This is a genomic window from Microbacterium sp. SS28 (assembly GCF_022761035.1).
Classification (GTDB): Bacteria; Actinomycetota; Actinomycetes; order Actinomycetales; family Microbacteriaceae; genus Microbacterium.
Map to the genome: position 1 here is coordinate 420,200 of NZ_JAKWJP010000001.1, position 22,874 is coordinate 443,073.

Genomic DNA, 22,874 nt, shown 5'->3' on the forward strand with positions numbered 1-22,874 from the left:
CGTGAGGCTCAGTCGGAGTCGCGCTCGTACCGGTCGAGGTCGTACGGACCGGAGTCGTCGTCCTCGTCGTCCTGGTCGTCCTCGTCGTCCTCGTCGTCATCGTCATCGGACTCGTCGTCGGAGTCTTCGTCGTCGGCGACATCCTCGTCCGCGAAGTCGGAATCGTCGATGTCGGAATCATCCTCGTCGTCGACGTCGAATCCTTCGTCGTCCGTCGCGGCCAGGCCGACGACGTCGGCCAGCTCGTCGATGTCGACGCCGTCGACGTCGCCCGCGTGCAGGATCGGCGAGCCGTCCCGATCGAAGTCCTCCGCGTCGAGGTCGTCGACGTCGTCGAGTTCGTCGTCGGCATCGAGTTCGTCGTCGTCGATCTCACCGGACTCTGCCTCTCCGGCCTCGGCGAGCGCTGCCTGGGCGGCGTGGTATTCGGCGAGGCGCACGGCCCAGGGCACCCAGTCGGGTGCGAGCAGCGCGCCGCCGCCCGGGAGCAGCTCGAGTTCGAGGACTGTGGGATCGGCATCCTCGACGCGCGCGACGCTGACGGTCCAGAACCAGCCCGGATACCCGGCGAGCAGGTTCTCGAAGCGCAGCGACACGACGCCGCCGTTCTCGATCGAGTAGCCCGCGGGCGCCCCGACCGTGTGGGCGGGAGTGACTTCATGCAGCGCCGCGAGCGCGAGGTCGTGCGCGGCGAGCAGACGCTCGTCAGGCTCGACCGGCTCAGGCGCGGCCTCGGGCTCGGGCTCGACAGCCTCGGCCTCCGTCTCAGCGGAAGCCGCGGGCGCCGAGGAGTCCGGCTGGTCTGCCGACTGCGAAGAGGCGTCCCGCTCGGCCGTGGGCTCGGCGGAAGCATCCGACTCCCCTGCCGACTCCGTGGCAGACGCGGCCTCTGCAGGAACGTCAGGCTCCGCAGACGCCTCGGTCGCCGCGCCGGCGGCAGGCTCGTTCGAGCCCTCCGTCGACGCCGACGCCGACACGTCGGCCTCGGGCGCGACGTCGTCGGCCTCGGGCCGGTGCTCGGCGCCGAGTGCCTCGACCGGATCAGGCGTCGAGGTCATCCGCGACCTTGCGCAGCATCGCCGCGACCTTCTTGGCGCTGGCCCCACTCGGGTAGTGGCCACGACGCAGGTCGCCGCCCATGACGTCGAGGAACTTCACGAGGTCCTCGACGATGATCGCCATGTCGTCCGCGGGCTTGCGCGAGCGCTTCGAGAGGCTCACGGGCGCCTCGAGGACGCGCACTGCGAGCGCCTGGAGGCCGCGCTTGCCGTCGGCGACGCCGAACTCGAGGCGGGCGCCCTGCTTCGGCGCGGGAGTGCCTGCGGGGAGGGCAGTGGCGTGCAGGAAGACGTCCTGGCCGTCATCTGTCGTGATGAAGCCGAACCCCTTCTCCTCGTCGTAGAACCTGACCTTGCCGGTGGGCATGGAATGACCTCGCTGTAGAAAAGCCCGCACTCGGCGGGCAGGGTGTGACGGACCAGTGGGCCCTGCCTCCAGCCTACGGCACGCCCGCCAACGGGTAGGCTGATGCGGATGAGCACGCGCAGTGGGGGTCCCGAAGTTCCGGTCAGGCGGATCGACCGCATCCTGGCCTACATGGCACTGGGGATCACGGTCATCTCGATCATCTGCTTCTTCGCTGTCATCCTCGCCCGCCCGCTCGGCGTCGACGACTTCACCACCGGCATCTGGCCGATGATCGTCGTCCTGCCGCTGATCGCCCTGCCGATCGCCTTCGTGCTGATCATCGCGCTGCTGATCATGAGCTTCGTCCGACGCGCGCGGGCCAATAAAGGGGCATAGGCCACCCCGATGACCACAGACGAGCGTTCGCTCGCGACGTGGCTGGCGGATCGCGATGACGCGGCCCTGGCCCGGACGTTCGGGTTGCGCTCCGTCTCGCCCAACGCGTCGTGGAGCGACTTCTTCGACGCCGCCGAGGCGCTGCTCGACCCGGCATCCGTCGATCGCGCCCTCGTCCGCCTGCCACGGCGTGCGCTCGCGGCACTCGCGAGCGGAGACTCCGACAGCGAGCGCGCGGGGCTCGAGCGCCTCGCACTGCTCGACGCGACGGGCACGCCCTTCACGACAGTCGCGGAGCGCGTCGCCGCGGCCCGCGCGGGGACGACCGAGGCGTTCGTCGCAGAAGCCGCGCCCTCCGAGCCCTCGCTCGCCGACCACTCCGCGTCGGCGGCTGCCGCCGAGCGCGCCTTCGCCTCGATCGGCGCTCTCGCCGACCTGCTGATCGCGACGCTGCACACGCCGCTCTCGCGCACGGGGGCGGGCCCCGTGAGCGCCGCCGACCGCAAGAGATTGACGGATGCCGGTGCCATCGCGTCACCCGAAGACCTCGACGACCTCGTGGCGGCCGCCGCGGCATCCGGCCTCCTCACCGAGACGGAACGCGAGTGGATCGCGGGCGACGGAGTGGACGCGTGGCTGCAGTCCTCGACGACGCGCCGCTGGGCGGTCGTCGTCGAAGGCCTGCGCGACACCCTGCGCCCGGGCCTGCGCACGCCCGGCGGGGGCTTCGTCACGCCCGCCGCGTGGCCCTCGCTGTACCCGCTGGATCCCGAGTGGCCCGCGATCTCGACGCGCACGCGCCGCCTCGCGGAGCGCTGGGGCCTCGTGACGCCTGAGGGCGCCGAACCGGCGTGGGCCCGCACTCTTCGCCTCGGCGAGCCCGCCGACGCGGCGTCGCTCGCCGAGCTCCTCCCGGCCGAGATCGACCGGATCTACCTCCAGGCCGACCTGTCCGCCATCGCGCCGGGGCCCCTCGCGCCCGCTCTCGACCTGCGGCTGCGGCGCATCGCGGTCCGGGAGTCGCGGGCGCAGGCATCCACGTATCGCTTCACGGCCGAATCCCTCGTGGCGGGCATGTCCGAGGGCGAGACGGCGGAGTCGGTGCGCGCCTTCCTCTCCGAGCTGTCGCTGACCGGCATCCCGCAGCCCCTCGAGTACCTCATCACGAGCACCGCGGGGCGTCACGGCCTCGTGCGCATCGGCCTCGACGCCCACGGCAACACCTCGATCGAGAGCGCCGACCGCGGACTGCTCAACGCGATCGAGGTCGATCAGGCGCTGCGACCGCTCGGACTCGTGCGCGACGGGTCCAGCCTTGTGACGCGTGCGGCGCGGGACGTCGTCTACTGGTCGCTCGCCGACGCCCGCTACCCCGTCGTCGCGGTCGACGAGCGCGGCGGGTCGACGCCGATCGTGCGACGGCGCCCCGCGCGCGGCGGAAAGCCCGCCGCCGAGCCCTCGTTCGCACCGCTCATCGCACGGCTCCGGCAGTCGCACGACACCGACTCGGATGCCGCGTGGCTCGGCCGCGAGCTCGACCAGGCCGTGCGGGCGCGCGCGATCATCGAGGTCGTCGTCCGCCTGCCCGGCGGCGAGGAGCGCACGTTCACGCTCGAGGCCACGGGTCTCGGCGGCGGTCGCCTGCGCGGACGCGACCGCAGCGCCGACATCGAGCGCACGCTCCCGGTCTCGTCGATCGTGACGGTGCGCCCCGCCTGACCTGGCGCAGCGATGCCCGGCATCACGCCGGCCGGTAGACTTGTCCGTTATGGCTGACGGCCCCCTCATCGTGCAGAGCGACCGGACTGTGCTGCTGGAAGTAGCCCATCCGGACGCCGAGAGCGCACGCCACGAGCTCGCGATCTTCGCGGAGCTCGAGCGCGCGCCCGAGCACATCCACACGTACCGCATCACCCGGCTCGGCCTGTGGAACGCCCGCGCGGCGGGCCACGACGCCGACGACATGCTCGAGACGCTCGACCGCTGGTCGCGCTTCCCCGTGCCACCGTCGGTGTCGATCGACATCCGCGAGACGGTCGGCCGCTACGGCCGGCTCGTCATCGAACGCGACGCCGAGGGCGCGCTCGTGCTGCGATCGACGGATGCCGCGGTGCTGGCCGAGGTCTCGAAGAACAAGCGCATCCAGCCGCTGCTGATCGGGCGCCCCTCCCCCGACTCCTTCCAGATCGACGCCTGGGCGCGCGGGCACATCAAGCAGGAGCTCCTGAAGATCGGCTGGCCCGCGGAGGATCTCGCCGGTTACACGCCGGGGACGCCGCATCCCATCGAACTCGCGGAAGACGGCTGGAACCTGCGCCCCTATCAGCGCCTCGCCGTCGACAAGTTCTCGGACGGCGGGTCGGGCGTCGTCGTGCTCCCCTGCGGCGCCGGCAAGACGCTCGTCGGCGCGGCCGCGATGGCTGACACCAAGACGACGACCCTCATCCTCGTGACCAACACCGTGAGCGCGCGGCAGTGGCGCGACGAGCTGCTCAAGCGCACGTCGCTCACGGCGGAGGAGATCGGCGAGTACTCCGGTCAGGTCAAAGAGGTCAAGCCGGTCACGATCGCGACCTACCAGATCCTCACGGCCAAGCGCGCGGGGCAGTACGCCCACCTCGCACTGCTCGACGCCCTGGACTGGGGTCTCATCGTGTACGACGAGGTGCATCTGCTGCCCGCGCCCGTCTTCAAGCTCACAGCCGACCTGCAGGCGCGCCGCCGCCTCGGCCTCACCGCGACGCTCGTGCGCGAAGACGGTCGCGAGGGCGACGTCTTCAGCCTCATCGGACCCAAGCGGTTCGACGCACCGTGGAAGGAGATCGAGGCCCAGGGCTTCATCTCGCCCGCCGCCTGCTACGAAGTGCGCGTCGACCTCCCGGAGGGCGAGCGGCTCGAGTACGCCGCCTCGGCCGATGAAGACCGATATCGCCTCGCCGCCACGGCGTACGCGAAGATCGGCGTCGTCCGCAGCCTCGTCGAGCGGCACAAGGGCGAGCGCATCCTCGTGATCGGGCAGTACCTCGACCAGATCGACGTGCTCTCGGAGGCGCTCGGCGCGCCCAAGATCACGGGCGCGACCCCCGTCGACGAGCGCGAGGAGCTCTACCAGGCGTTCCGCGTCGGCGAGATCGAAGTTCTCGTCGTGTCGAAGGTCGCGAACTTCTCGATCGACCTGCCCGAGGCATCCGTCGCCATCCAGGTCTCCGGATCGTTCGGCTCGCGCCAGGAGGAGGCCCAGCGCCTCGGACGCCTGCTGCGACCGAAGCAGTCGGCGCACACCGCGAGCTTCTACACGCTCATCGCGCGGGACACGGTCGACCAGGACTTCGCGCAGAACCGCCAGCGGTTCCTCGCCGAGCAGGGGTACAGCTACACCATCCTCGACGCCGATCAGGTCGCCGCGGCCTGATCGAAACCTGAGGTGAGACGACAGCTCCTCGACGCCGATCAGGTCGCCGCGGCCTGAACTCGACCCGAGGTGAGACGACAGCTCCTCGACGCCGACCAAGTCGCCGCGGCCTGAGCCGCACGGCCGGGGGTCAGTCGAGGAGGAAGGCGGCGATCCGCCGCGTGACCTCCTCGGGGTTGTCGTCGACGAGGTAGTGGGCGCCGCCCGGTACGAACTCGACAGTCGTGTTCGGCGCATCGTCCGCGCTGACATGGAGCGCGTCCTTCGGCAGCAGCGCGTCGTCCGCTCCGAAGAGCACGAGCGTCGGCGTCTGCAGAACGCGACCGATGTAGGCGCCGCTCAGGGCCCTCATGAAGCCCGGGAGGATGAGTCCGCGATACAGCTTCGACGCCGCGCGGGCGCGCGCCGGCTCGCGCAGGGCTCGCAGGTAGGCCGCGGCATCCTCGTCCCGCTTCGGGCGGATCTCGGACACGCGCAGGATGTGCCGCGTGAGCCTCTGACGCCCGCGTGAGAGCAGCCGGGGGCCGAGCCCCGGTGTCGCCGTGACCCACTGGAACCACAGATGCGGGAACGCCCTCAGGAGGCCGACGACGAGCGCCCGATTCATCCGGAAGTAGGGCGCCGGCACGGCGATCGCGACGAAGCGTCGAATCCGCTCCGGATGCTCGAGGCACAGGTCGAAGCCGACGAGGGCGCCCCAGTCGTGGCCGACGAGGTCGACGCGCGCGAGGCCGAGCTCGTCGAGAAGAGCGATCACGTCCCGCTGCACGGTCGGCGAGTCGTATCCGCCGGGAGGCGCTTCCGTGTCGCCTGCTCCCCGCAGGTCGGGAGCGACGAGGTGCGCACGGCCCGCGAGCGCCTGCATGACCGGCGCCCACTCGAGGGAGCTCTGCGGGAATCCGTGCAGGAACAGGATGGGCGCCCCCGCCCCCGCTTCGGTCACGTGCATGCGCAGGCCGTTCGCTGTGACCGTCCGCGAGCGGATGCCGGTGATCTCGGTCATTCTGAGAGAATACTACGTTCGTAGTAGCGTGTCACTACGTCTGCAGTGAATCCGAGCGGTAGGCTCCTCGGGATGAGCACGACGCGAGAACGCGCCCTCGAAGCGGCCGTCGACCTGGTCGGCACACAGGGGATCCGCGCACTCACCCACGCCCGCGTCGATGCGCAGGCAGGCCTCGCCCGCGGATCGACGTCGAACCACTTCCGCACGCGCGCCGCGCTGCTCGCGGGGGTCGCCGAGTGGATCGCCGAGCAGGAGACGCGCGACCTGGGAGCAGCGCTGGCCCAGCCGTTCGACGACCTCGACGGGTTCGTGGACATGTTCAGCGCGGGCGTCGAGCAGCTGACGGGGCCTTACGCGGTCCGCACGCGAGCGCGGTATGCACTCTTCCTCGAGGCGGCCTCGGACCCCGCGCTTTTCGCGCCGCTGCGCGCCCAGCGGGAGAGCCTCACGGCGTGGTCCCGCAGCCTCCTCGTCGCGCTCGGGGCGCAGCATCCGGATACCGCCGTGCGCGCTTTCATGGCGTTCGGCGACGGCATCGTCCTCCATCGTCTGAGCGTCGACCCGAACGCCCCCGTGCGCGAGAGCGTCGCCGTCGCGGTGCGCGGCTGCCTGGCCGCCTGACGACCGCCCTCCGCGCCTGCGCGGCCTGACGGCCGCGAACCTGCCTCAGTCGTTGCCCTCGGGGCGCACGTTGTGGCGCTGATACGCGGGGTCGCGCCAACCCTCGATCGCCTCGATCATGCGCGTCGCATCCACCGTCTCGCGGACGTTGTGCGCGCGGAAGATCCGCGCTCCGTGCGCGGCGCACCACGCGGCGGCGGCGAGCGATCCGGCGAGCCGGTCCCCGCGCTCGCGGTCGAGGCTCTCGCCGATGAAGTCCTTGTTCGACAGCGCGACCAGCAGCACTCCCCCGAGTTCGGTCAGTTCGCCGAAGCGCCGCGTGAGCTCGAGCGTCTGCGCGGTGCTCTTGTTGAGGTCGTGCCCAGGGTCGAGCACGATGCGCTCGGGCGGCACGCCGCGCGAGAGCGCGAGGTCCCGCCGCGCACGCAGGAAGTCCGCGACATCCCGCACGACGTCGTCATAGTGCGGGAGCGGATGCTGCGTCCGGGGCGCCGCGAGACTGTGCGCGATCACGACGGTCGCGTCGCTGTCGGCGACGACGTCGGCCATGCGCGGGTCGTGCAGCCCCGTCGTGTCGTTGACGATCGCCGCCCCCGCTTCGATCGCGGCGCGCGCGACTTCGGGATGGAAGGTGTCGACGCTCACCGCGACGAGCGGCGACAGCGCCTCCACGACCGGGACGATGCGGGCGATCTCATCTGCGACCGGCAGGGCGGGGCCGGGCGCGAACGGGACGCCGCCGACGTCGACGATCTCCGCGCCGGCGGCCGCGGCATCCATCCCCGCGGCGATCGCGGCGTCGAGCGCGAACGTCGCGCCCCGGTCGTAGAACGAATCCGGTGTGCGGTTGACGATCGCCATGACGACGAGGCGCCGCGAGAAGTCGATCTCGCGGCCGCCGATCCGCCGGACGGGATGGTCGATGCGCACCGGGCTCGTCACGAGGCAGCGAGGTGCTCGAGGCTGACGGACTCATCGCGCAGTGCGGCCGCCGTGACGGGCGTCGCGTCGCGGATGAGCTTCTTGAGCTGATCCTGCACGTCCCACACGTTGACGTTCATCGCACCGACGACCCGGACTCCGTCGAACCAGAACGCGATGAACTCGCGACCCGCGACGTCGCCGCGCGTCACGAGCTGCGCATCGCGCATGAGGGGTGCGTAACCCGAGAGCTCCATGCCGAGATCGAACTGGTCGGTGTAGAAGTACGGGATCGAATTGTGGGATGCCGCGATCCCGAGCATCGACCGGGCGGCGACCGAGCCCGCCTTGAGCGCGTTGTCCCAGTGCTCGCTGCGCAGATGCCGCTGCACGACGGGGTGGAACGCGTTCGCGACATCGCCCGCCGCGAAGACGTCGGGTGCGTCGGTGCGCAGGGCCGCGTCGGCGAGGATGCCGCCCTCGACGCGGATGCCCGCCTCCTCGGCGAGCGACGTGTTCGGCACGGCGCCCACACCGATCACGACGAGGTCTGCAGGCACGACTTCGCCGCCGACGCGGACGCCATCGACGTGCCCCGAACCCGTGATCCCCTCGACGTCGACGGACGCGCGCAGGTCGACCCCGTTCTCGAGGTGCAGATCGCGGAAGACGGCGCCCATCTCGGCTCCGATGGCCGCCGCGAGCGGAACGGGGTCGCGCTCGAGCACAGTGACCTCGTTGCCGAGGGTCCGCGCGGTCGCTGCGACCTCCATGCCGATCCATCCGGATCCGATGAGAACGAGGCGCTTTCCGCCGCCGCGCAGCTGCTCCGCGAGCGCGTTCGAGTCGTCGAGGGTGCGCAGTGTGCGGACGCCCTCGAGGTCGGCGCCTTCGAGCGGCAGACGCCGGGGCGAGGATCCCGTCGCCAGCAGCAGCGCGTCATACGAGAGGGTCGTGCCGTCGTCGAGCGAGACACGATGATCCGCGGGGTCGAGGGCCGCAGCAGACACGCCGGTCCGCAGGTCGACCCCGCCCTCCTCGTACCACTCCGAAGGATGCAGGATGACGGCATCCGTCCCCTCCTTGCCCTCGAGGTAGCCCTTCGAGAGCGGTGGACGCTGGTACGGCGGATGCGGCTCCGCGGCGAGCACCGTGACCTCGCCGGCGAATCCCTCCTTGCGCAGCCGTTCGACGGCCTTGCCTGCGGCGAGCCCGCCGCCGACGATCACGAAGTGCGCCATGTCTCCTCCTCATGGGATGCGCGGATGAACCGGGCGCGCAGGCCCGCGTCATCGTCGATCTCGCCCGTGAAGGCGCTCGTCACCGTCGTGGTGCCCTGCGCGCGGATGCCGCGCGCCGACATGCACAGATGCTCGGCCGAGAGCACGACGCCCACACCGCGCGGCGCGAGCTCGGCGTCGAGATGCTCCGCGATCTGCATCGTCAGCCGCTCCTGGACCTGCAGGTCGCGCGCGAACCAGTCGACGACGCGGGCGAGCTTCGAGAGTCCCACGATGCGCTCCCCCGGCAGGTAGCCGACGTGCGCGACGCCCCGGAAGGGCAGCAGGTGGTGGCGACAGAGCGACGCGAACGGGATGTCGCGCACGAGCACGAGCTCGCGATAGCCCTCATCGTTCGGGAAGGTCGTCATCGCGAACGGCTGCGGCTCCAGCAGCTCGAGCAGGCCCGCCACGACGCGGCGCGGCGTGTCGCCGAGGTGCTCGTCGTCCAGATCGCGGCCGAGGGCCCGCAGCAGCTCGGCGACAGCCGACCGCGCGCGATCGGCGTCGATCGCGCCGTCGACCGGGTGCAGTCGCGCTGCGCTGGACTGAGTCATCGGTGATCCCCTTCCGCCTGCTGATGCCGAGGCTAGGCCGGGTCGATTCTTTTGTCAATGGATCTTGATTTTAGAGATAGACTCGCCCCATGGTGAACGCCAATCGCATCGCCGCGATCGCAGCGCTCGGAGACCCCGTGCGGCGGCGGCTGTACCTGCTCACGGCGGAGCGCCCCGTGAGTCGCGACGAAGCGGCCGACGCGGTCGGCATCGCCCGCAGCACTGCCGCGTTCCACCTCGACCGCCTCGCCGACGAGGGCCTCGTGACGGTCTCGTACCGTCGGCTCTCCGGCCGCAGCGGCCCGGGTGCGGGCCGTCCGTCGAAGCTCTACGCCGCGGCATCCGTCGATGTCTCGGCCAGCATCCCCGAGCGCCACTACGACCTCGCGGGCGACCTGCTGGCCTCGGCGATCGAGCGCGCCGAGCGCGACGACGTCCCTGTGCGGGAGGCGCTGGCCACGCAGGCGCACGAGGTGGGTACGGCGATCGGCGCCGAGTCGGCCGACCTCGACACGGCGCTCGTGCGCTGCGGATTCGAGCCCACCGCCGACGAAGGCGGCGGTGTGATCCTGCAGAACTGCCCCTTCCATGCCCTCGCGACAACCCACACGGCGCTCGTCTGCGGAGCGAACGTGGCCCTCGTGCGGGGCATGGCGGAGGGCGCGGGCGACCCGCGCGAGAGCGTGCTCGAGCCTCGCGACGGGCACTGCTGCGTCCGCGTGCGGCCCGCGTCGGAATGACGCGCGAGGCCCCCTTCCGCCGGATATCCAGCGCCGCCATCGATTCCGCCGACATAATGAGGGCATGACCGCACCTCGTATCCTCGTCGTCGACGATGAGCCGAACATCCGCGACCTGCTCATCACGAGCCTGCGCTTCGCGGGCTACCAGGTCCGGGCCGTCTCCAACGGCGCCCAGACCATCTCGGCCGTCCTCGAGGAGGAGCCCGACCTGATCATCCTCGACGTCATGCTCCCCGACATGAACGGGTTCAGCGTCACGAAGCGTCTGCGGGGTGCCGGCTATACGGCGCCGATCCTCTTCCTCACTGCGAAGGACGAGACCGAGGACAAGATCACGGGCCTCAACGCGGGTGGCGACGACTACGTCACGAAGCCTTTCTCGCTCGACGAGATCGTCGCGCGCATCCAGGCGATCCTGCGCCGCACGATGCAGGCCGACGAGGAGTCGGTCATCCGCGCGGGCGAGCTCACGATGGACCAGGACACGCATGACGTCGTCGTCGGGGACGTCTCGATCGACCTCAGCCCGACCGAGTTCAAGCTGCTGCGCTACCTCATGCTCAATCCCAACCGCGTGCTGTCGAAGGCGCAGATCCTCGATCACGTGTGGGAGTACGACTTCAACGGCGACGCGGGGATCGTCGAGAGCTACATCTCCTACCTGCGCCGCAAGATCGATCCGCACGCGACGGAGCCCCTCATCCAGACCAAGCGCGGCTTCGGCTACATGCTGAAGGCCGGCAAGACCGCCTGACCGGCCGCGACGGGGAGGCGAACGCCCTGGCGAAGAAGTCCGACGCCCTCACGGGGTGGTGGCGCGGCATCAGCCTGCGCGCCAAGGTCACGGCTGTCACCGTGTCGCTCCTCGTCGTGGGTCTGGTCGCCGCCGGCATCGGCACGATGGCGTTCCTCCGCAACGCGCTCATCATCAGCCTCGACGACCAGCTCGTGCAGCTGACGACGTCGGACGTCGCCGTGAACAGTCTGCTCGAGACGACGACGACAGACGGCGTGACGACGTTCAAGAAGAAGCCGGATGCCGTGACGGACTACTCCGTCGCGATCTACGGTCCCGACGGGGCGCGTGTCATCACGGCCGGTGGCGACCGGGACGGTCCCCAGCCGCTCTTCCCCGAGACCCGGACGCTGCAGCACACGCAGGAGCGCGGGACGACTCCGTTCGAGATCCCGAGCGACGACGGCACGGGTGTGTTCCACGCGAGCGCCGACATCTACCCACCGGATGGCGCCGCCGTGCTCTATTCGCAGGTCGTCGCACTGCCCCTCGCGCCGATCAACCGCGTCGTGACGACCTACCTCGGCATCTACAGCATCCTGGCCCTCATCACGATCGTCGCAAGCGCCCTGCTGACCCGCTGGCTCGTGACCCTCACGTTCCGCAGCCTCGGGCAGGTCGAGTCGACGGCGATGACCATCGCCACGGGCGACTTCAGCCAGCGCATGACCGACATCGAGCCGATCAAGACCGAGGTCGGACGTCTGAAAACGGCGATCAATGCGATGCTCGACCGCGTCGACGCGGCGATCACCGAGCGCGATTCAACCGTGCGGCAGATGCGCCGCTTCATCGGCGACGCGAGCCATGAGCTGCGCACGCCGCTCGTGACGGTGCGCGGCTACGCCGAGCTGTACCGCATGGGCGCGATCGAGGGCGACGAGGACGTCACGCAGGCGATGGACCGCATCGAGAGCGAGGCCAAGCGCATGGGCTTCCTCGTCGAGGACCTCCTCGCCCTCGCCCGGCTCGACGAGCGCCGCGATGTCGTGATTGCGCCCGTCGACCTGCGGCCGATCGCGCGGGATGCCGCGATGGACGTCCGCGCGGCATCCCCCCTTCGTCCTGTCTCGGTGCTCGACACGACGCTCTTGGGTCCTCCGCCGATCGCCGAGGAGGCGTCCGAGCCCGAACCGCACAACCTGGAGGCCCCCAAGGGACGGCGCGGCGGTGCGAGCCCGTCGGCGAAGTCGCGCGCCGGCGCGACCCTCTCGCTGCTGCGCCGGCGACCCCGCCCCGTACCTGCGATCCAGGCGTCGGGTGTCGGCGAGGCCCCGCCCGTCGCTCCCGTCGACCTCGGCGTGGAAGAGTCGTCCGACACTCCGCCGATCGTGCTCGGGGATGAGAACCGCATCCGCCAGGTCGTCGCGAACCTGCTCGGCAACGCGCGGCGCTTCACGGGCGAGGACTCCCCGATCGAGCTGCGCATCGGCATCGACGTCACGACCGAGATGGGATGGATCGAGATCGTCGACCACGGCGAAGGTGTGCCCGACCAGATCAAGGAGAAGATCTTCCAGCGCTTCTGGCGCGCCGACACCTCGCGCGCCCGCGAAACGGGCGGGACGGGCCTGGGCCTGTCGATCGTCGCGTCGATCGTCGAGGCCCTGCACGGCAGTGTCGACGTCGTCGACACCCCTGGCGGAGGCGCGACCTTCCGGGTCGCCCTCCCGCTCGCGAGCGAGGCGATCACGGCGGCCCGCGCGAGCCTTCCGACGCAGCCGCTCACGCGCGTGCGCGACCAACGCTGACGGCGTCTCCTCCCCAGCGGCGGCCCCGCACTCACGCCTGCACAGCCGCTTCCGCGGCGCGGGATCCCGCATCCCGCCTCCCTAGCCTGGCCCGAGTCACTCCAACCCAGACTCCAGGAGGTTCCCATGGCCGTCTTCTCCGTCGACAGCGATGCCGTCTACGCCGCGACCGGATCGGTGCGCGGCACGATCGACCGCATCCAGGGCGAGACGCAGTCGATGCTCGCCCAGCTCACGCATCTGCAGTCCACGTGGTCGGGCGGTGCGGCAATCGCGTTCCAGGGCGTCGTCGATCAGTGGCGCGCGACCCAGCGCCAGGTCGAAGACGCCCTCGCAGGCATCAACGGCGCCCTCGGCGTCGCGGCGCGGCAGTACGCCGACGCCGAGCAGGCCTCGGTCGCGCTGTTCCGCTGACCCCGGCCTCCGGCCGCCCGGCGCCCGGCGCCCGGCGCCCGACTCGACCTCGACCCGACCTCGACCTCGACTTCGGCCGAGCGCACGCGGCAATGAGAAAGGCCCCCTCCCGAAGGAGGGGGCCTTTCTGCGATTCGCTATTCGCTACCGCGGGCGGGACTCAGAAGTCCATGCCACCCGTGGGGTCGCCCGCCGGAGCGCCGACCTTCTCGGGCTTGTCCGCCACGACGACCTCGGTCGTCAGGAACAGACCGGCGATCGACGCCGCGTTCTGCAGAGCGGAGCGCGTCACCTTGGCGGGGTCGATGATCCCCTGGGCGAACAGGTCGCCGTACTCGCCGGTCGCGGCGTTGAGGCCGTGGCCGACGGGCAGGCCCGCGACCGTGTTCGCGACGACGCCGGGCTCGAGGCCCGCGTTGAGGGCGATCTGCTTGAGCGGAGCCTCGATGGCGACCTTGACGATGTTCGCACCGGTGGCCTCGTCACCCGAGAGCTCGAGGTTCGCGAAGACGGTCTTGCCGGCCTGGATGAGCGCGACGCCACCACCGGCGACGATGCCCTCTTCGACGGCAGCCTTCGCGTTGCGGACGGCATCCTCGATGCGGTGCTTGCGCTCCTTCAGCTCGACCTCGGTGGCCGCACCCGCCTTGATGACGGCGACGCCGCCGGCGAGCTTGGCGAGGCGCTCCTGGAGCTTCTCGCGGTCGTAGTCGCTGTCGGTGTTCTCGATCTCGCGACGGATCTGGGTCACGCGACCCTCGATCTGGCTCGACTCGCCCGCACCCTCGACGATGGTCGTCTCGTCCTTGGTGATGATGACCTTGCGCGCACGGCCGAGCAGGTCCGTGGTGGCGTTCTCGAGCTTGAGACCGACCTCCTCGGTGATGACCTGGCCACCCGTGAGGATCGCGATGTCCTGGAGCTGCGCCTTGCGGCGGTCGCCGAAGCCGGGAGCCTTGACGGCAGCCGACTTGAAGATGCCGCGGATCTTGTTGAGCACGAGAGTCGCAAGCGCCTCGCCCTCGACATCCTCGGCGATGATGACGAGCTCCTTGCCCTCCTGGATCACCTTGTCGACGATCGGCAGAAGGTCCTTGATGTTCGAGATCTTCTGGTTCGCGATGAGGATGTAGGGGTCCTCGAAGACCGCTTCCTGACGCTCGGGGTCGGTGACGAAGTAGGGGTTGATGTAGCCCTTGTCGAACCGCATGCCCTCGGTGAGCTCGAGCTCGGTGCCGAACGTGTTCGACTCCTCGACGGTGACGACGCCTTCCTTGCCGACCTTGTCGATCGCCTCGGCGATCAGGTCGCCGATGGTGGTGTCGGCAGCCGAGATCGACGCGGTAGCGGCGATCTGCTCCTTGGACTCGACGGGGCGTGCCGAAGAGAGCAGCTCCTCCGAGATCGCGGCGACGGCCTTCTCGATGCCGCGCTTGAGCGAGATGGGGTCGGCGCCGGCGGCCACGTTGCGGAGGCCTTCCTTGACGAGCGCCTGGGCGAGGACGGTAGCCGTCGTCGTGCCGTCACCGGCGACGTCGTCGGTCTTCTTCGCGACCTCCTTGACGAGCTCGGCCCCGATCTTCTCGTACGGGTCGTCGAGCTCGATCTCCTTGGCGATCGAGACACCGTCGTTCGTGATCGTGGGGGCGCCCCACTTCTTCTCGAGAACGACGTTGCGACCGCGGGGGCCCAGGGTCACCTTGACGGCGTCGGCCAGGATGTTGAGGCCGCGCTCGAGGCCGCGACGGGCCTCCTCATCGAAAGCGATGATCTTTGCCATGTGTGTTCGTCCCTCCGGACGGGCTAGGTCTTAGCACTCGCAGATGTCGAGTGCTAACCCATTCTGGCACTCGCCCTTAGAGAGTGCAAGCCACGCGGAACGTCCCGACACACGGCGACACCCCGGCGGCACGAGGCCCTCCGGGGTGTCGAAGTCAGCGGCTGCCCGATTCGGGATGCCGCGGCATCCGTCGGTCAGGACACGACGCGCACCGACTCGGCCTGCGGGCCCTTCTGACCCGATCCGACCGTGAATTCGACCTTCTGCCCCTCTTCCAGGACACGGAAGCCCGACATGTCGATGTTCGAGTAGTGGACGAAGACGTCCTGGCCCTCCGTGACGGTGATGAAGCCGAAGCCCTTCTCGGCGTTGAACCACTTGACAGTGCCCTGCGTCATTCGAATCACTCCTGTAGCCGTGTTATTCCGCCCATCGTATGGGCGGCTTTCGGGCCGAAATCGCGAGGAGAGGAACTGTTGACACGCATGCCGCGAAGTGTTTACCGGGCCGAAACACCCGCCCGTTCGCAGGTCAGGGAGTAGCTGAGGGGCTCGGCGGATTGCTCGTGCGATCCAGGCCGATGACCACGACGAGCTGCTTCGTCGTGCTCTCGTCGATGTCAGCCGTCGCGGGGTCGTCGGCCGGCTGGTACACGTCGCTCTGCGCGACCTGGGCGCCGCCCAGCACCGTCTCGGCGAGGCCGCGGGCAGCCGCCTCATCTTCGGGGAAGGCGAAGTAGACGGTCGTCTCGGCGAAGTCGGTGACACCCGCGCCGCTCGCGGTGACGGAGTCGGCGGGCCAGCCCGCCGCGACGATCTGATCCTTCATCTGCGTCGCGAGGCCCTCTTCGGAGGTCGCGTTCAGCACGATGACGGCGTACGTCGTGTCCACGACCGGGGCGACCGTCTCGATGGGAGTCGGGGTCGGCGAGGGCGGCGGGTTGAGCACGATCCGCCCCGACGCGATGAGGGTGCCGAAGATGCCGACCGCGATGAGGACGATGGTCGCGAGGATCGCCCACAGGAAGACGACCCATCCCCGCATGTGGGGGTTCTCGGCGCGGTGCGCGCCCACTCGACCTGTTTCCGCGGGGAGTTCGTCGAAGCGATCTCTCGGGAAGGTCGATTTCGGCACCACAGAATGCTACCGGTAGGACCGATGACGGCCGATCAGCGCGGCTGTGCGACGGAGCGCGCGCCCTGCGCGTGGCGGGCGGCGTCGCGCAGGCGGCGCAGCCGCTTGACGAGCATCGGGTCGTGCTGCTGCGCGTCGGCGGTGTCGATCAGGCGCCCCAGCAGCTGGTAGTACCGCGCGGGCGAGAGGTCCAGGTCGGCCCGGATTGCCTCCTCCTTCGCACCGGCGTGGCGGCGCCATTCGGCCTCGAAGTCGAGGATGGCGCGTTCGCGGTCGGAGAGGGGCACACGCTCACGCTAGCCGCGCGGCGCCACGGCGGCCGTGCGCCACTCCACGAAACCGCCGAGCGGGTCGACGGCGGCGAGCGGCTCCCCGTCATGGGCGAGGACGAACCCCTCCCAGCCGGCGAGGTCTATCGGCGGGCGCCACGCTTCGTGGAGGGTGGGCGGGTCGATCGTCACCCATTCGACGGGGGCGGCCGTCAGCGTCGCGAGCAGCCGGTCGCGGCCCGCGCGCGGGATGTGCGGCAGGACGCCCGGGGTCGTGACGACGAGGGTCGCGTCGGCGGGCGCGCGATCCAGGATCGCCTGGAGCACGACAGGGTTGGTCGCATCGCCCCGCACGATGAGCGACGGATCGGCTGCGGCGATGTCGAGGGCGGCGGTGATGCGCTGGGCGCGGCCCTCCTCCCCCGGCCACACGAGCGTCGTGAGGAAGCGCCGGTCGGCCTCGTCTGTCGCGTCGAGCGGGTCCAGGTCGATCCCCGCGCGCCACACGATCTCGGGCATGCGCAGCGGCATCACGCCCGCGAGCTCGCCCCGCAGTTCGCACTCCAGGACGACGGACGAGACGCCGTCGTGCGGGTCGAGCGCGGCATTCCGAGCCCCTGAATAGCGGTACGAGTAGCGGTCAGGCTGGAGGCACAGCCCCGCGCTCGCACCGATCTCGACGAGGGCGATCGGCCCGTCGATCCTGCTCAGGGCGGGCAGCAGCGCGGCGCAGCGCAGCGGCTCATTCGTCTGCAGACCGCGGCGCGCGCTCTCGGCGACGACCGCGGCGGCGTTGCGGGCGAGCCACGCCGACCACTCCGCGTAGGGCTCGAGCGGAGCTCCGAGCAGACGCGTGATCGCGAAGACGAGGGGCGGCTGGCGACGCGTCGCGGGGATGCGCGCGAGGATCTCGGCCGTCGCCTCGTCGGCCGCCACGCCCGCCGCCCACTCGCTGTACAGGTCCGAGCGCCCCGGGGCCTCGTCGCGCGCGAAGCGGTCGTAGCGCTCCCGCAACGCGCGCACTTCACTCTCCGCGTCGTGCACCACGCCGCGAGACTTCGCCTCAGTCATCGGATCGCTCGGTTCTGCGGACACAGATGAAGTCTCGCGGATCGGGCGAACCGAGCGCACCGTGTCAGTGTCGGGTTGAATGGAGGGGCGAGAAGGAGATCTCATGAGCTACCCCGTCGAAAAGTCCGACGCCGAATGGCGCGATCAGCTCGGTCCCGAGCAGTACGCCGTCCTGCGCGAAGCCGCCACCGAGCGCGCGTGGACCGGTGAGCTGCTCGACGAGCACCGCGCGGGCCTCTACACGTGCGCCGCGTGCGGCTCGGAGCTGTTCAAGAGCGGCACGAAGTTCGACTCGCACTGCGGGTGGCCGAGCTTCTACGAGTCGATCCAGCCCGAGGCGGTCGAGCTCATCGAGGACCGCACGTATGGGATGGTGCGCACCGAGGTCCGCTGCGCGAATTGCGGCTCGCACCTCGGTCACGTCTTCCCCGACGGCTTCGGCACGCCCACAGGCGACCGCTACTGCATGAACTCGATCTCGCTCGCGTTCACGCCGGAATCATGAGCAGCGCATTCGAAGCGGCCCGTGCGCGCCGCTCCTGGTCGAAGGTGACGGATGCCGCGCCGAGCCACGGCGAGCTGCTGGAGCTGGTCTCGGCCGCGGGCCGCGTCGCCGATCACTCGTCGCTCAAGCCTTGGCGGCTCATCGAGCTGCGCGGCGACGACCGCAAGGCGCTCGGCCGCGCGATCAACAAGGCCGAGGGCCACAAGGGCGCCTCGACCAAGCCGCAGCGCGCGCCGCTGCTGATCGCGGTCGTCGCGAGCTACCGCAAGAGCAAGGTGCCGCGCTGGGAGCAGGAGGCCGTCGCCTCCGGCGTCGCCCACATGCTGAGCCTGCTGCTCGACGAAGCCGGGTGGGGCGTCTTCTGGCGCACCGGCGGGTACACGCGCGACAAGGCTGTGGCGAAGGCACACGGGCTCGAGAAGAACGAAGAGCTGCTCGGCTGGCTCTACGTCGGCGGCAAGCCGCACCGCTCGCGCGGAGGTCACCGCAAGCCGCTCGACGCCTCGCGGTTCGTGTCGCGCATGCCCGGCGGCAAGAAGCACTGACCCGCAGGGGCGAGTTGTTCTGCCCGAGCCCGGGACCGGCTCGGGTTCGGCTTCGTCGGCGCGAGAGGATCCGCGCCGTCAGCCGCGAGCCCGGCGCGCGATCCGCGCCCACGGGATGACCGCGACGACGACGCCCCCGAGTGCGACGCACACCGCCGCGAGCGCGAAGGGAAGCGCGGGACCCGAGAGCGGGGGCCAGACGGCGTCGAGGACGACGGATGTCGCGAGCAGGCCGACGACGGAGCCGAGCCCCAGCAGGAGCACGCCGGTGTGCCGCACGAGCGCCGCCGACAGGAAGATGTAGACGACGCCGATCCCGCCGCCGGTGTACAGCCACGGCGGCGTGGGAGCAGCCGCGGGGGGCCCGTCGAGTGCGACGTGGATCGCCGCGGCGAGGGCGAGCACGATCGTCCCGCCGACGAAGTTGACCAGGGTCGCGACGAGGGGGCTGCCCACGGCCTGCCGCAGTCGGCCGTTCGTCGCCTGCTGCCATGCGATGCCCGCGCCCGCGAGGAACGGCAGGAGCAGCATCCACCACGGCACATTCCCGGTCCCCTGCCCCGCCAGGCACAGCACGACCGAGAGCAGCACGAGCGCGCCGCCCGCGATGCGCCCCATCGTGACCGCGACGACGCCGGCCGGACCGTAGCCGACGCGGTCGAGCACGAGGCCGTTGAGCGTCTGCCCCGCAACGACGCCGACCGTGAACAGCGCGACGCCGATCGTCGCGACCGTGAGGCCCTGCGTCGCGACGGTGAGAGCTCCCGCAAGGCCGCCCAGCAGCATCCAGAACGGAATTCTCGCCGTGCCTCGCTCGTGCTCTGCGAAGCCGCGGGTGCGTCGTCTCGTTCCCACGCCGCGAATGAGGCGAGCGACGCCTGCGCGTCCGTCGGGCAGAGCCGCGGCGAGCACGAGCAGGATCACAAGCCCCGAGCCGAACGAGATGACCGCCGCGACGAGACCGTCGTCGAGTGCGACCCCGAGCGAGCCGTTGATGCGCGCCTGCGTCGCCGTGAGGACGCCGACCAGCACGGCGCCGCCGAGCGCGAGCCAGGCGGGAAGGCGGCGAGGAGGCACCCGACCATCCTGCCCGAGCCGGGGCGTGAGCCCCGACCGGGCAGGGCGGTGGTCAGCGGGCGACGCTCAGTGGGACATCTGGTCGAGAGCCACCGTGGCGGCGAGGATCAGCCCGATGTCCTGGCCCGCATCGATCTCGACGCCGTAGCTGTCGCGCACGCGCAGCCACCTCTTGGAGACCTCGGCGATCTTGGAGCCGTCGACCTCGAAGGTGTACTCGTGGTCGACGATGTTGCCCTGGATGTCGATATCGGCGAAGTCGTCGGCCGACAGCGTGAAGCGCTCCCGCAGCGGGGAGATGAGCGCCTTCTTGATCGTGGCGTCGGGCCGGCCGGGGCGTTCGATCGACATCGTGTCGCGGATCGCGATCTTGCGCTCCTGGACCTTGGCCACCTCGGCGCCGGCCATGTCGCGGATCACGAGCGTGTCGCGGATGCGGGCGACCTTCCCATCCACCTTGAACGCGCGGCGTCCGCCGGTGGTCTCGATCCAATAGTCATCCCCGAACGACACGAGCTTCTCGCGCATCTGGAAGACCTCCGCATCGCGGCCGCCACCGCGCCGCTCCTCACGCCGCTCTTGACGCTCTTCTCGACGGCCCAGTGCCATGCTTCACCCTTCTTCCGGTTGGCTCAGCAGAGGACATCGGCATCGGACCGGTGTGCTCGTGACAACGGGCGGACAGGGAGTCCGGCCGTCATTGCCTCGCACGTCCGGACCGTACTCGCGCACGGCGAACAGGTCAAGAACGGTGAGGAACGGGTGGGCGTCTCCTATCGAGGGATCGGCTCCTGCCTCGACGGGTAGGGTGTCGGGGTGACAGCGCCCGCTCCGTCGACCCCCAGTCCCCCACCGCGGCCCGGTGCCATCTACTTCGTCGGGCGCGTTGTGCTGCGGCCGTTGTTCTGGGTCATGTACCGTCCGCGCATCGTCGGTCGAGGGAACGTGCCCGAGCGTGGGCCGGTGCTGCTGGCGAGCAACCATCTCGCGTCGCTCGACACCGTCATCATCCCGACATCCGCGGCCCGTCCGGTGCAGTTCCTCATCAAGTCGTCGTACTTCACGGGCTCGGGCGTACTCGGCCGCGCCAAGCGCTGGTTCTTCACTTCGATCGGCGGCGTGCCGGTGTACCGGGCGACGGGTCGCGCTGCGCGAGCCGCGCTCGACGCCGGGAGCAGCATCCTGCGGGCTGGAAGCGTGTTCGCGGTGTTCCCCGAGGGAACCCGCTCACGCGACGGGAAGCTGCACGAGGGTCACGGCGGCGCGGCATGGATGGCGCGCGACACGGGCGCCGCGGTGGTGCCCGTCGGGCTGATCGGCACCGGCGCCGCCAAGCCGCTGAGCCATCTGCTCCCCGGGCGTCCGCGCCTCGAGGTGCACTTCGGCGAGCCGCTCGACCTCGCCGACCTCGAGGGGGTGCCGGACGGCAGGGCCCGTCGAGAGATCACCGAGCGCATGATGGCCGCCATCGCCCGCCTGAGCGGACAGGAACGCTCCGGCGGCGTGAACGCGACCTCGCGCGACTGAGCAGCTCCCTCAGCGGGAGACCGCCTGACTCAGTCGCCGGGTCCGACCTCGTGCGGTTGATGAGGCATCCCCTCACAGTTGGTGCAGGAAGTCCGTTCGCCGTGCGGGTGCCGGCGGCGCGAAGCTGACCTTGAGCGCGTATCCGTGCGCACCGGTCCGTCGGTCGCCGAGTTCGACGTGCAGTCCGTCCAGCTCTCTCCGCCAGACCAGCGGCTCCGCCTCTCCGAGCAGTCTCACCTCTGCGATCTCGCGCGGCTCCACCTGGTGGCGCCGCCCGAGAGTGGTCAGGACGACGCTCCCCGTCTCGGGCCACACCACCGTCGACGCGTACAGGTACGATCCGGTGACGTCGTGGCGGGTGGTGAAGCGGAAGTCGTCGGCGCTGAAGATCGACGACTCGCCGTCCACGAACGAACCGCCCTTGATCTGCAGCGGGCCCTCTCCAGGGACATGGTAGGGAACGGTGCCGTAGATCGCCTCACCGTTCACGGCGAGCCAATCCCCGATGGCCTCGAGGATCGCGATCTCCGGTTCGGCGATCGTGCCGTCGGGTTTGGGCCCGATGTTCAGCAGCAGGTTTCCGTTCTTCGCGACGACGTCCAGCAGTTCACCCAACAGCTCGGGGATGCTCTTGTAGTCGTGGCCCTCGATCCAGCACCACGAGTTGCGAGACACGGCCGAGTCGTTCTGCCAGACGAACGGCTGTACGGTGCTCATCGCGCCGCGTTCGATGTCGTAGACCGCAGCTCCATCGGCGAAGGCGTTCCACTTGTAGGCGATGACCACTTCCCGGCCCCACTCGTGGGCGCTGTTGTAGTAGTAGGCCGCGAGGGTGCGCAGGTACGGCTCGAAGGCCTCGGTCTCGATCCACCAGTCGAACCACAGGATCTCCGGCCGGTACCGGTCGATGATCTCGACGGTGCGCAGGAGCCAGTCATCCAGATGAGCGCGGGACGGTGAGGTCTCCTCCCGCTGTGCCGGACCGTAGAAGTCGCTGAACTCAGGATCGCGGACGTCGGAGTCGAACGCGGTGCCGCCATTCATGAAGAACCAGTGCTCGGCGCGGTGGGATGACGCACCGAACGTCATCGACTGGTCGCGCACCGCCGCCCCGAGCGCCCCGAACACGTCGGAGCTCGGCCCCATCTGCCTCGCGTTCCACCGCGTGCGGGCACTGTCGTACATGGCGAAGCCGTCGTGATGCTCGGCGACGGGCACCACGTACTGCGCGCCGGCGCGGCGGAAGAGCGCGGCCCACGCGTCCGGGTCGAAGTCGTGCATGTGGAACTGGGGGATGAAGTCCTTGTACCCGAAGTCGGACTGCGAGCCGTACGTCTCGACGTGATGCGCGAACTCGCGGGTGCCCTGCTGGTACATGCTCCGCGAGTACCACTCGCTGCCGAACGCCGGCACGGAGTACACACCCCAGTGCAGGAAGATCCCGAACTTCGCCTCACCGAACCATCGCGCCGGACGGTAGCCGCGCAGCGAGTCCCACGTGTCGGTGAACGGCCCCGCCGCCACGGTCTGCGCGATCCGCTCCAGTTGGACGGCATCGTCGGCGTGGGAAACGGGCGCGGGGATCCAGGATCGATCCATCATCCGAATGACTCCTTGGTTCGACTCGAGCGGCTTCGCCTCGCCCGGCCACCCTCTGCGCCG

25 protein-coding genes are annotated in these 22,874 nt (G+C 70.2%); 11 read left to right on the forward strand and 14 right to left on the reverse strand.

Features of this window, described 5'->3' with window-relative positions; translation table 11 throughout:
• Window positions 1–8: 8 nt before the first annotated feature.
• Entirely contained in the window at window positions 9–1,058 is a 1,050-nt protein-coding gene (locus tag MJ607_RS01885) for a DUF3027 domain-containing protein (RefSeq protein WP_308193785.1), read from the reverse strand.
• Window positions 1,042–1,425 carry a cold-shock protein gene (locus MJ607_RS01890; protein WP_243073851.1) on the reverse strand — a complete coding sequence of 128 codons (384 nt, stop codon included), beginning with the start codon at window positions 1,423–1,425 and terminating at the stop codon, window positions 1,042–1,044. Before MJ607_RS01890 ends, MJ607_RS01885 begins: the two co-directional genes overlap by 17 nt.
• Window positions 1,426–1,533: 108 nt before the next feature.
• Here MJ607_RS01890 and MJ607_RS01895 point away from each other — a divergent pair, with 108 nt between their 5' ends.
• Genes MJ607_RS01895 through MJ607_RS01905 form a run of 3 tightly spaced genes read left to right on the forward strand, consistent with a single transcriptional unit; the run spans window position 1,534 to window position 5,215 of the window.
• Window positions 1,534–1,803, forward strand: a complete 270-nt coding sequence (locus MJ607_RS01895) for a multidrug ABC transporter ATPase (protein WP_243073852.1) — start codon at window positions 1,534–1,536, stop codon at window positions 1,801–1,803.
• A 9-nt stretch (window positions 1,804–1,812) separates the two neighbouring features.
• Window positions 1,813–3,522: a helicase-associated domain-containing protein gene (locus tag MJ607_RS01900; RefSeq protein ID WP_243073853.1), complete on the forward strand. Its 1,710-nt coding sequence runs from the start codon at window positions 1,813–1,815 to the stop codon at window positions 3,520–3,522.
• A gap of 49 nt (window positions 3,523–3,571) precedes the next feature.
• The gene (locus tag MJ607_RS01905; RefSeq protein ID WP_243073854.1) at window positions 3,572–5,215 is read left to right on the forward strand and encodes a DNA repair helicase XPB; all 1,644 of its coding nucleotides are present in this window, start codon (window positions 3,572–3,574) and stop codon (window positions 5,213–5,215) included.
• A 130-nt stretch (window positions 5,216–5,345) separates the two neighbouring features.
• On the opposite strand, the gene MJ607_RS01910 is transcribed toward MJ607_RS01905, so the two are convergent.
• A complete protein-coding gene (locus tag MJ607_RS01910) occupies window positions 5,346–6,218 on the reverse strand; it encodes an alpha/beta fold hydrolase (RefSeq protein ID WP_243073855.1) in 873 nt (290 codons plus the stop codon).
• Window positions 6,219–6,290: 72 nt separating this feature from the next.
• Between MJ607_RS01910 and MJ607_RS01915 the strand changes: the two genes are divergently transcribed.
• The gene (locus MJ607_RS01915; RefSeq protein WP_243073856.1) at window positions 6,291–6,842 is read left to right on the forward strand and encodes a TetR/AcrR family transcriptional regulator; all 552 of its coding nucleotides are present in this window, start codon (window positions 6,291–6,293) and stop codon (window positions 6,840–6,842) included.
• 45 nt (window positions 6,843–6,887) lie between these two features.
• Here the strand turns inward: MJ607_RS01915 and folP are convergent, their stop codons facing one another.
• Genes folP through folE form a run of 3 tightly spaced genes read right to left on the reverse strand, consistent with a single transcriptional unit; the run spans window position 6,888 to window position 9,600 of the window.
• Complete coding sequence (gene folP, locus MJ607_RS01920; RefSeq protein ID WP_243073857.1) at window positions 6,888–7,772, reverse strand: dihydropteroate synthase; 885 nt, start codon at window positions 7,770–7,772, stop codon at window positions 6,888–6,890.
• 8 nt (window positions 7,773–7,780) lie between these two features.
• The gene (locus MJ607_RS01925; protein ID WP_243073858.1) at window positions 7,781–9,004 is read right to left on the reverse strand and encodes an NAD(P)/FAD-dependent oxidoreductase; all 1,224 of its coding nucleotides are present in this window, start codon (window positions 9,002–9,004) and stop codon (window positions 7,781–7,783) included.
• Window positions 8,989–9,600, reverse strand: a complete 612-nt coding sequence (gene folE, locus MJ607_RS01930) for a GTP cyclohydrolase I (RefSeq protein WP_243073859.1) — start codon at window positions 9,598–9,600, stop codon at window positions 8,989–8,991. The genes MJ607_RS01925 and folE overlap by 16 nt, the downstream gene beginning before the upstream one ends.
• Window positions 9,601–9,689: 89 nt before the next feature.
• Here folE and MJ607_RS01935 point away from each other — a divergent pair, with 89 nt between their 5' ends.
• The 4 genes from MJ607_RS01935 (at window position 9,690) to MJ607_RS01950 (ending at window position 13,304) form a co-directional block, all read left to right on the forward strand.
• Window positions 9,690–10,340, forward strand: coding sequence for a metalloregulator ArsR/SmtB family transcription factor (locus MJ607_RS01935; protein ID WP_243073860.1), 651 nt, complete (start codon window positions 9,690–9,692; stop codon window positions 10,338–10,340).
• Between the two features lie 64 nt (window positions 10,341–10,404).
• Entirely contained in the window at window positions 10,405–11,097 is a 693-nt protein-coding gene (locus MJ607_RS01940) for a response regulator transcription factor (protein WP_243073861.1), read from the forward strand.
• A 146-nt stretch (window positions 11,098–11,243) separates the two neighbouring features.
• Window positions 11,244–12,890, forward strand: coding sequence for a cell wall metabolism sensor histidine kinase WalK (locus MJ607_RS01945; RefSeq protein WP_243074501.1), 1,647 nt, complete (start codon window positions 11,244–11,246; stop codon window positions 12,888–12,890).
• A 126-nt stretch (window positions 12,891–13,016) separates the two neighbouring features.
• Window positions 13,017–13,304, forward strand: coding sequence for a WXG100 family type VII secretion target (locus tag MJ607_RS01950; protein WP_243073862.1), 288 nt, complete (start codon window positions 13,017–13,019; stop codon window positions 13,302–13,304).
• Window positions 13,305–13,464: 160 nt separating this feature from the next.
• Here the strand turns inward: MJ607_RS01950 and groL are convergent, their stop codons facing one another.
• The 5 genes from groL to MJ607_RS01975 form a co-directional block, all read right to left on the reverse strand.
• On the reverse strand, window positions 13,465–15,084 hold the full coding sequence (groL, locus tag MJ607_RS01955) for a chaperonin GroEL (protein ID WP_243073863.1): 1,620 nt from the start codon (window positions 15,082–15,084) through the stop codon (window positions 13,465–13,467).
• A gap of 194 nt (window positions 15,085–15,278) precedes the next feature.
• Window positions 15,279–15,482: a cold-shock protein gene (locus MJ607_RS01960; protein ID WP_243073864.1), complete on the reverse strand. Its 204-nt coding sequence runs from the start codon at window positions 15,480–15,482 to the stop codon at window positions 15,279–15,281.
• 133 nt (window positions 15,483–15,615) lie between these two features.
• Window positions 15,616–16,218: a LytR C-terminal domain-containing protein gene (locus MJ607_RS01965; RefSeq protein ID WP_243073865.1), complete on the reverse strand. Its 603-nt coding sequence runs from the start codon at window positions 16,216–16,218 to the stop codon at window positions 15,616–15,618.
• Between the two features lie 35 nt (window positions 16,219–16,253).
• Complete coding sequence (locus tag MJ607_RS01970; protein WP_243073866.1) at window positions 16,254–16,505, reverse strand: DUF3263 domain-containing protein; 252 nt, start codon at window positions 16,503–16,505, stop codon at window positions 16,254–16,256.
• A 9-nt stretch (window positions 16,506–16,514) separates the two neighbouring features.
• Window positions 16,515–17,534, reverse strand: coding sequence for a DUF2332 domain-containing protein (locus MJ607_RS01975; RefSeq protein WP_243073867.1), 1,020 nt, complete (start codon window positions 17,532–17,534; stop codon window positions 16,515–16,517).
• Between the two features lie 127 nt (window positions 17,535–17,661).
• Between MJ607_RS01975 and msrB the strand changes: the two genes are divergently transcribed.
• Together msrB and MJ607_RS01985 are read left to right on the forward strand one after the other, a co-directional pair.
• Window positions 17,662–18,063 carry a peptide-methionine (R)-S-oxide reductase MsrB gene (gene msrB, locus MJ607_RS01980; protein ID WP_243073868.1) on the forward strand — a complete coding sequence of 134 codons (402 nt, stop codon included), beginning with the start codon at window positions 17,662–17,664 and terminating at the stop codon, window positions 18,061–18,063.
• On the forward strand, window positions 18,060–18,608 hold the full coding sequence (locus tag MJ607_RS01985; RefSeq protein WP_243073869.1) for a nitroreductase family protein: 549 nt from the start codon (window positions 18,060–18,062) through the stop codon (window positions 18,606–18,608). The genes msrB and MJ607_RS01985 overlap by 4 nt, the downstream gene beginning before the upstream one ends.
• A 78-nt stretch (window positions 18,609–18,686) precedes the next feature.
• Here MJ607_RS01985 and MJ607_RS01990 read toward each other — a convergent pair whose 3' ends face one another.
• Window positions 18,687–19,685: a DMT family transporter gene (locus MJ607_RS01990; protein ID WP_243073870.1), complete on the reverse strand. Its 999-nt coding sequence runs from the start codon at window positions 19,683–19,685 to the stop codon at window positions 18,687–18,689.
• Between the two features lie 66 nt (window positions 19,686–19,751).
• The gene (locus MJ607_RS01995; protein ID WP_243073871.1) at window positions 19,752–20,294 is read right to left on the reverse strand and encodes an LURP-one-related/scramblase family protein; all 543 of its coding nucleotides are present in this window, start codon (window positions 20,292–20,294) and stop codon (window positions 19,752–19,754) included.
• 207 nt (window positions 20,295–20,501) lie between these two features.
• Between MJ607_RS01995 and MJ607_RS02000 the strand changes: the two genes are divergently transcribed.
• Window positions 20,502–21,212 carry a 1-acyl-sn-glycerol-3-phosphate acyltransferase gene (locus tag MJ607_RS02000; protein WP_243073872.1) on the forward strand — a complete coding sequence of 237 codons (711 nt, stop codon included), beginning with the start codon at window positions 20,502–20,504 and terminating at the stop codon, window positions 21,210–21,212.
• 72 nt (window positions 21,213–21,284) lie between these two features.
• On the opposite strand, the gene MJ607_RS02005 is transcribed toward MJ607_RS02000, so the two are convergent.
• Window positions 21,285–22,814 (reverse strand): alpha-L-fucosidase, encoded by a 1,530-nt coding sequence (locus tag MJ607_RS02005; protein ID WP_243073873.1) that lies wholly within the window; start codon window positions 22,812–22,814, stop codon window positions 21,285–21,287.
• Window positions 22,815–22,874 lie beyond the last annotated feature (60 nt).

Bases quoted from the DNA above. Each gene is read 5' to 3' on its own strand.
- MJ607_RS01885 (WP_308193785.1), bottom strand. From the start codon at position 1,058: ATGACCTCGACGCCTGATCCGGTCGAGGCACTCGGCGCCGAGCACCGG.
- MJ607_RS01890 (WP_243073851.1), bottom strand. From the start codon at position 1,425: ATGCCCACCGGCAAGGTCAGGTTCTACGACGAGGAGAAGGGGTTCGGC.
- MJ607_RS01895 (WP_243073852.1), top strand. From the start codon at position 1,534: ATGAGCACGCGCAGTGGGGGTCCCGAAGTTCCGGTCAGGCGGATCGAC.
- MJ607_RS01900 (WP_243073853.1), top strand. From the start codon at position 1,813: ATGACCACAGACGAGCGTTCGCTCGCGACGTGGCTGGCGGATCGCGAT.
- MJ607_RS01905 (WP_243073854.1), top strand. From the start codon at position 3,572: ATGGCTGACGGCCCCCTCATCGTGCAGAGCGACCGGACTGTGCTGCTG.
- MJ607_RS01910 (WP_243073855.1), bottom strand. From the start codon at position 6,218: ATGACCGAGATCACCGGCATCCGCTCGCGGACGGTCACAGCGAACGGC.
- MJ607_RS01915 (WP_243073856.1), top strand. From the start codon at position 6,291: ATGAGCACGACGCGAGAACGCGCCCTCGAAGCGGCCGTCGACCTGGTC.
- MJ607_RS01925 (WP_243073858.1), bottom strand. From the start codon at position 9,004: ATGGCGCACTTCGTGATCGTCGGCGGCGGGCTCGCCGCAGGCAAGGCC.
- folE (WP_243073859.1), bottom strand. From the start codon at position 9,600: ATGACTCAGTCCAGCGCAGCGCGACTGCACCCGGTCGACGGCGCGATC.
- MJ607_RS01935 (WP_243073860.1), top strand. From the start codon at position 9,690: ATGGTGAACGCCAATCGCATCGCCGCGATCGCAGCGCTCGGAGACCCC.
- MJ607_RS01940 (WP_243073861.1), top strand. From the start codon at position 10,405: ATGACCGCACCTCGTATCCTCGTCGTCGACGATGAGCCGAACATCCGC.
- MJ607_RS01945 (WP_243074501.1), top strand. From the start codon at position 11,244: ATGGCGTTCCTCCGCAACGCGCTCATCATCAGCCTCGACGACCAGCTC.
- MJ607_RS01950 (WP_243073862.1), top strand. From the start codon at position 13,017: ATGGCCGTCTTCTCCGTCGACAGCGATGCCGTCTACGCCGCGACCGGA.
- groL (WP_243073863.1), bottom strand. From the start codon at position 15,084: ATGGCAAAGATCATCGCTTTCGATGAGGAGGCCCGTCGCGGCCTCGAG.
- MJ607_RS01960 (WP_243073864.1), bottom strand. From the start codon at position 15,482: ATGACGCAGGGCACTGTCAAGTGGTTCAACGCCGAGAAGGGCTTCGGC.
- msrB (WP_243073868.1), top strand. From the start codon at position 17,662: ATGAGCTACCCCGTCGAAAAGTCCGACGCCGAATGGCGCGATCAGCTC.
- MJ607_RS01985 (WP_243073869.1), top strand. From the start codon at position 18,060: ATGAGCAGCGCATTCGAAGCGGCCCGTGCGCGCCGCTCCTGGTCGAAG.
- MJ607_RS01995 (WP_243073871.1), bottom strand. From the start codon at position 20,294: ATGGCACTGGGCCGTCGAGAAGAGCGTCAAGAGCGGCGTGAGGAGCGG.
- MJ607_RS02005 (WP_243073873.1), bottom strand. From the start codon at position 22,814: ATGATGGATCGATCCTGGATCCCCGCGCCCGTTTCCCACGCCGACGAT.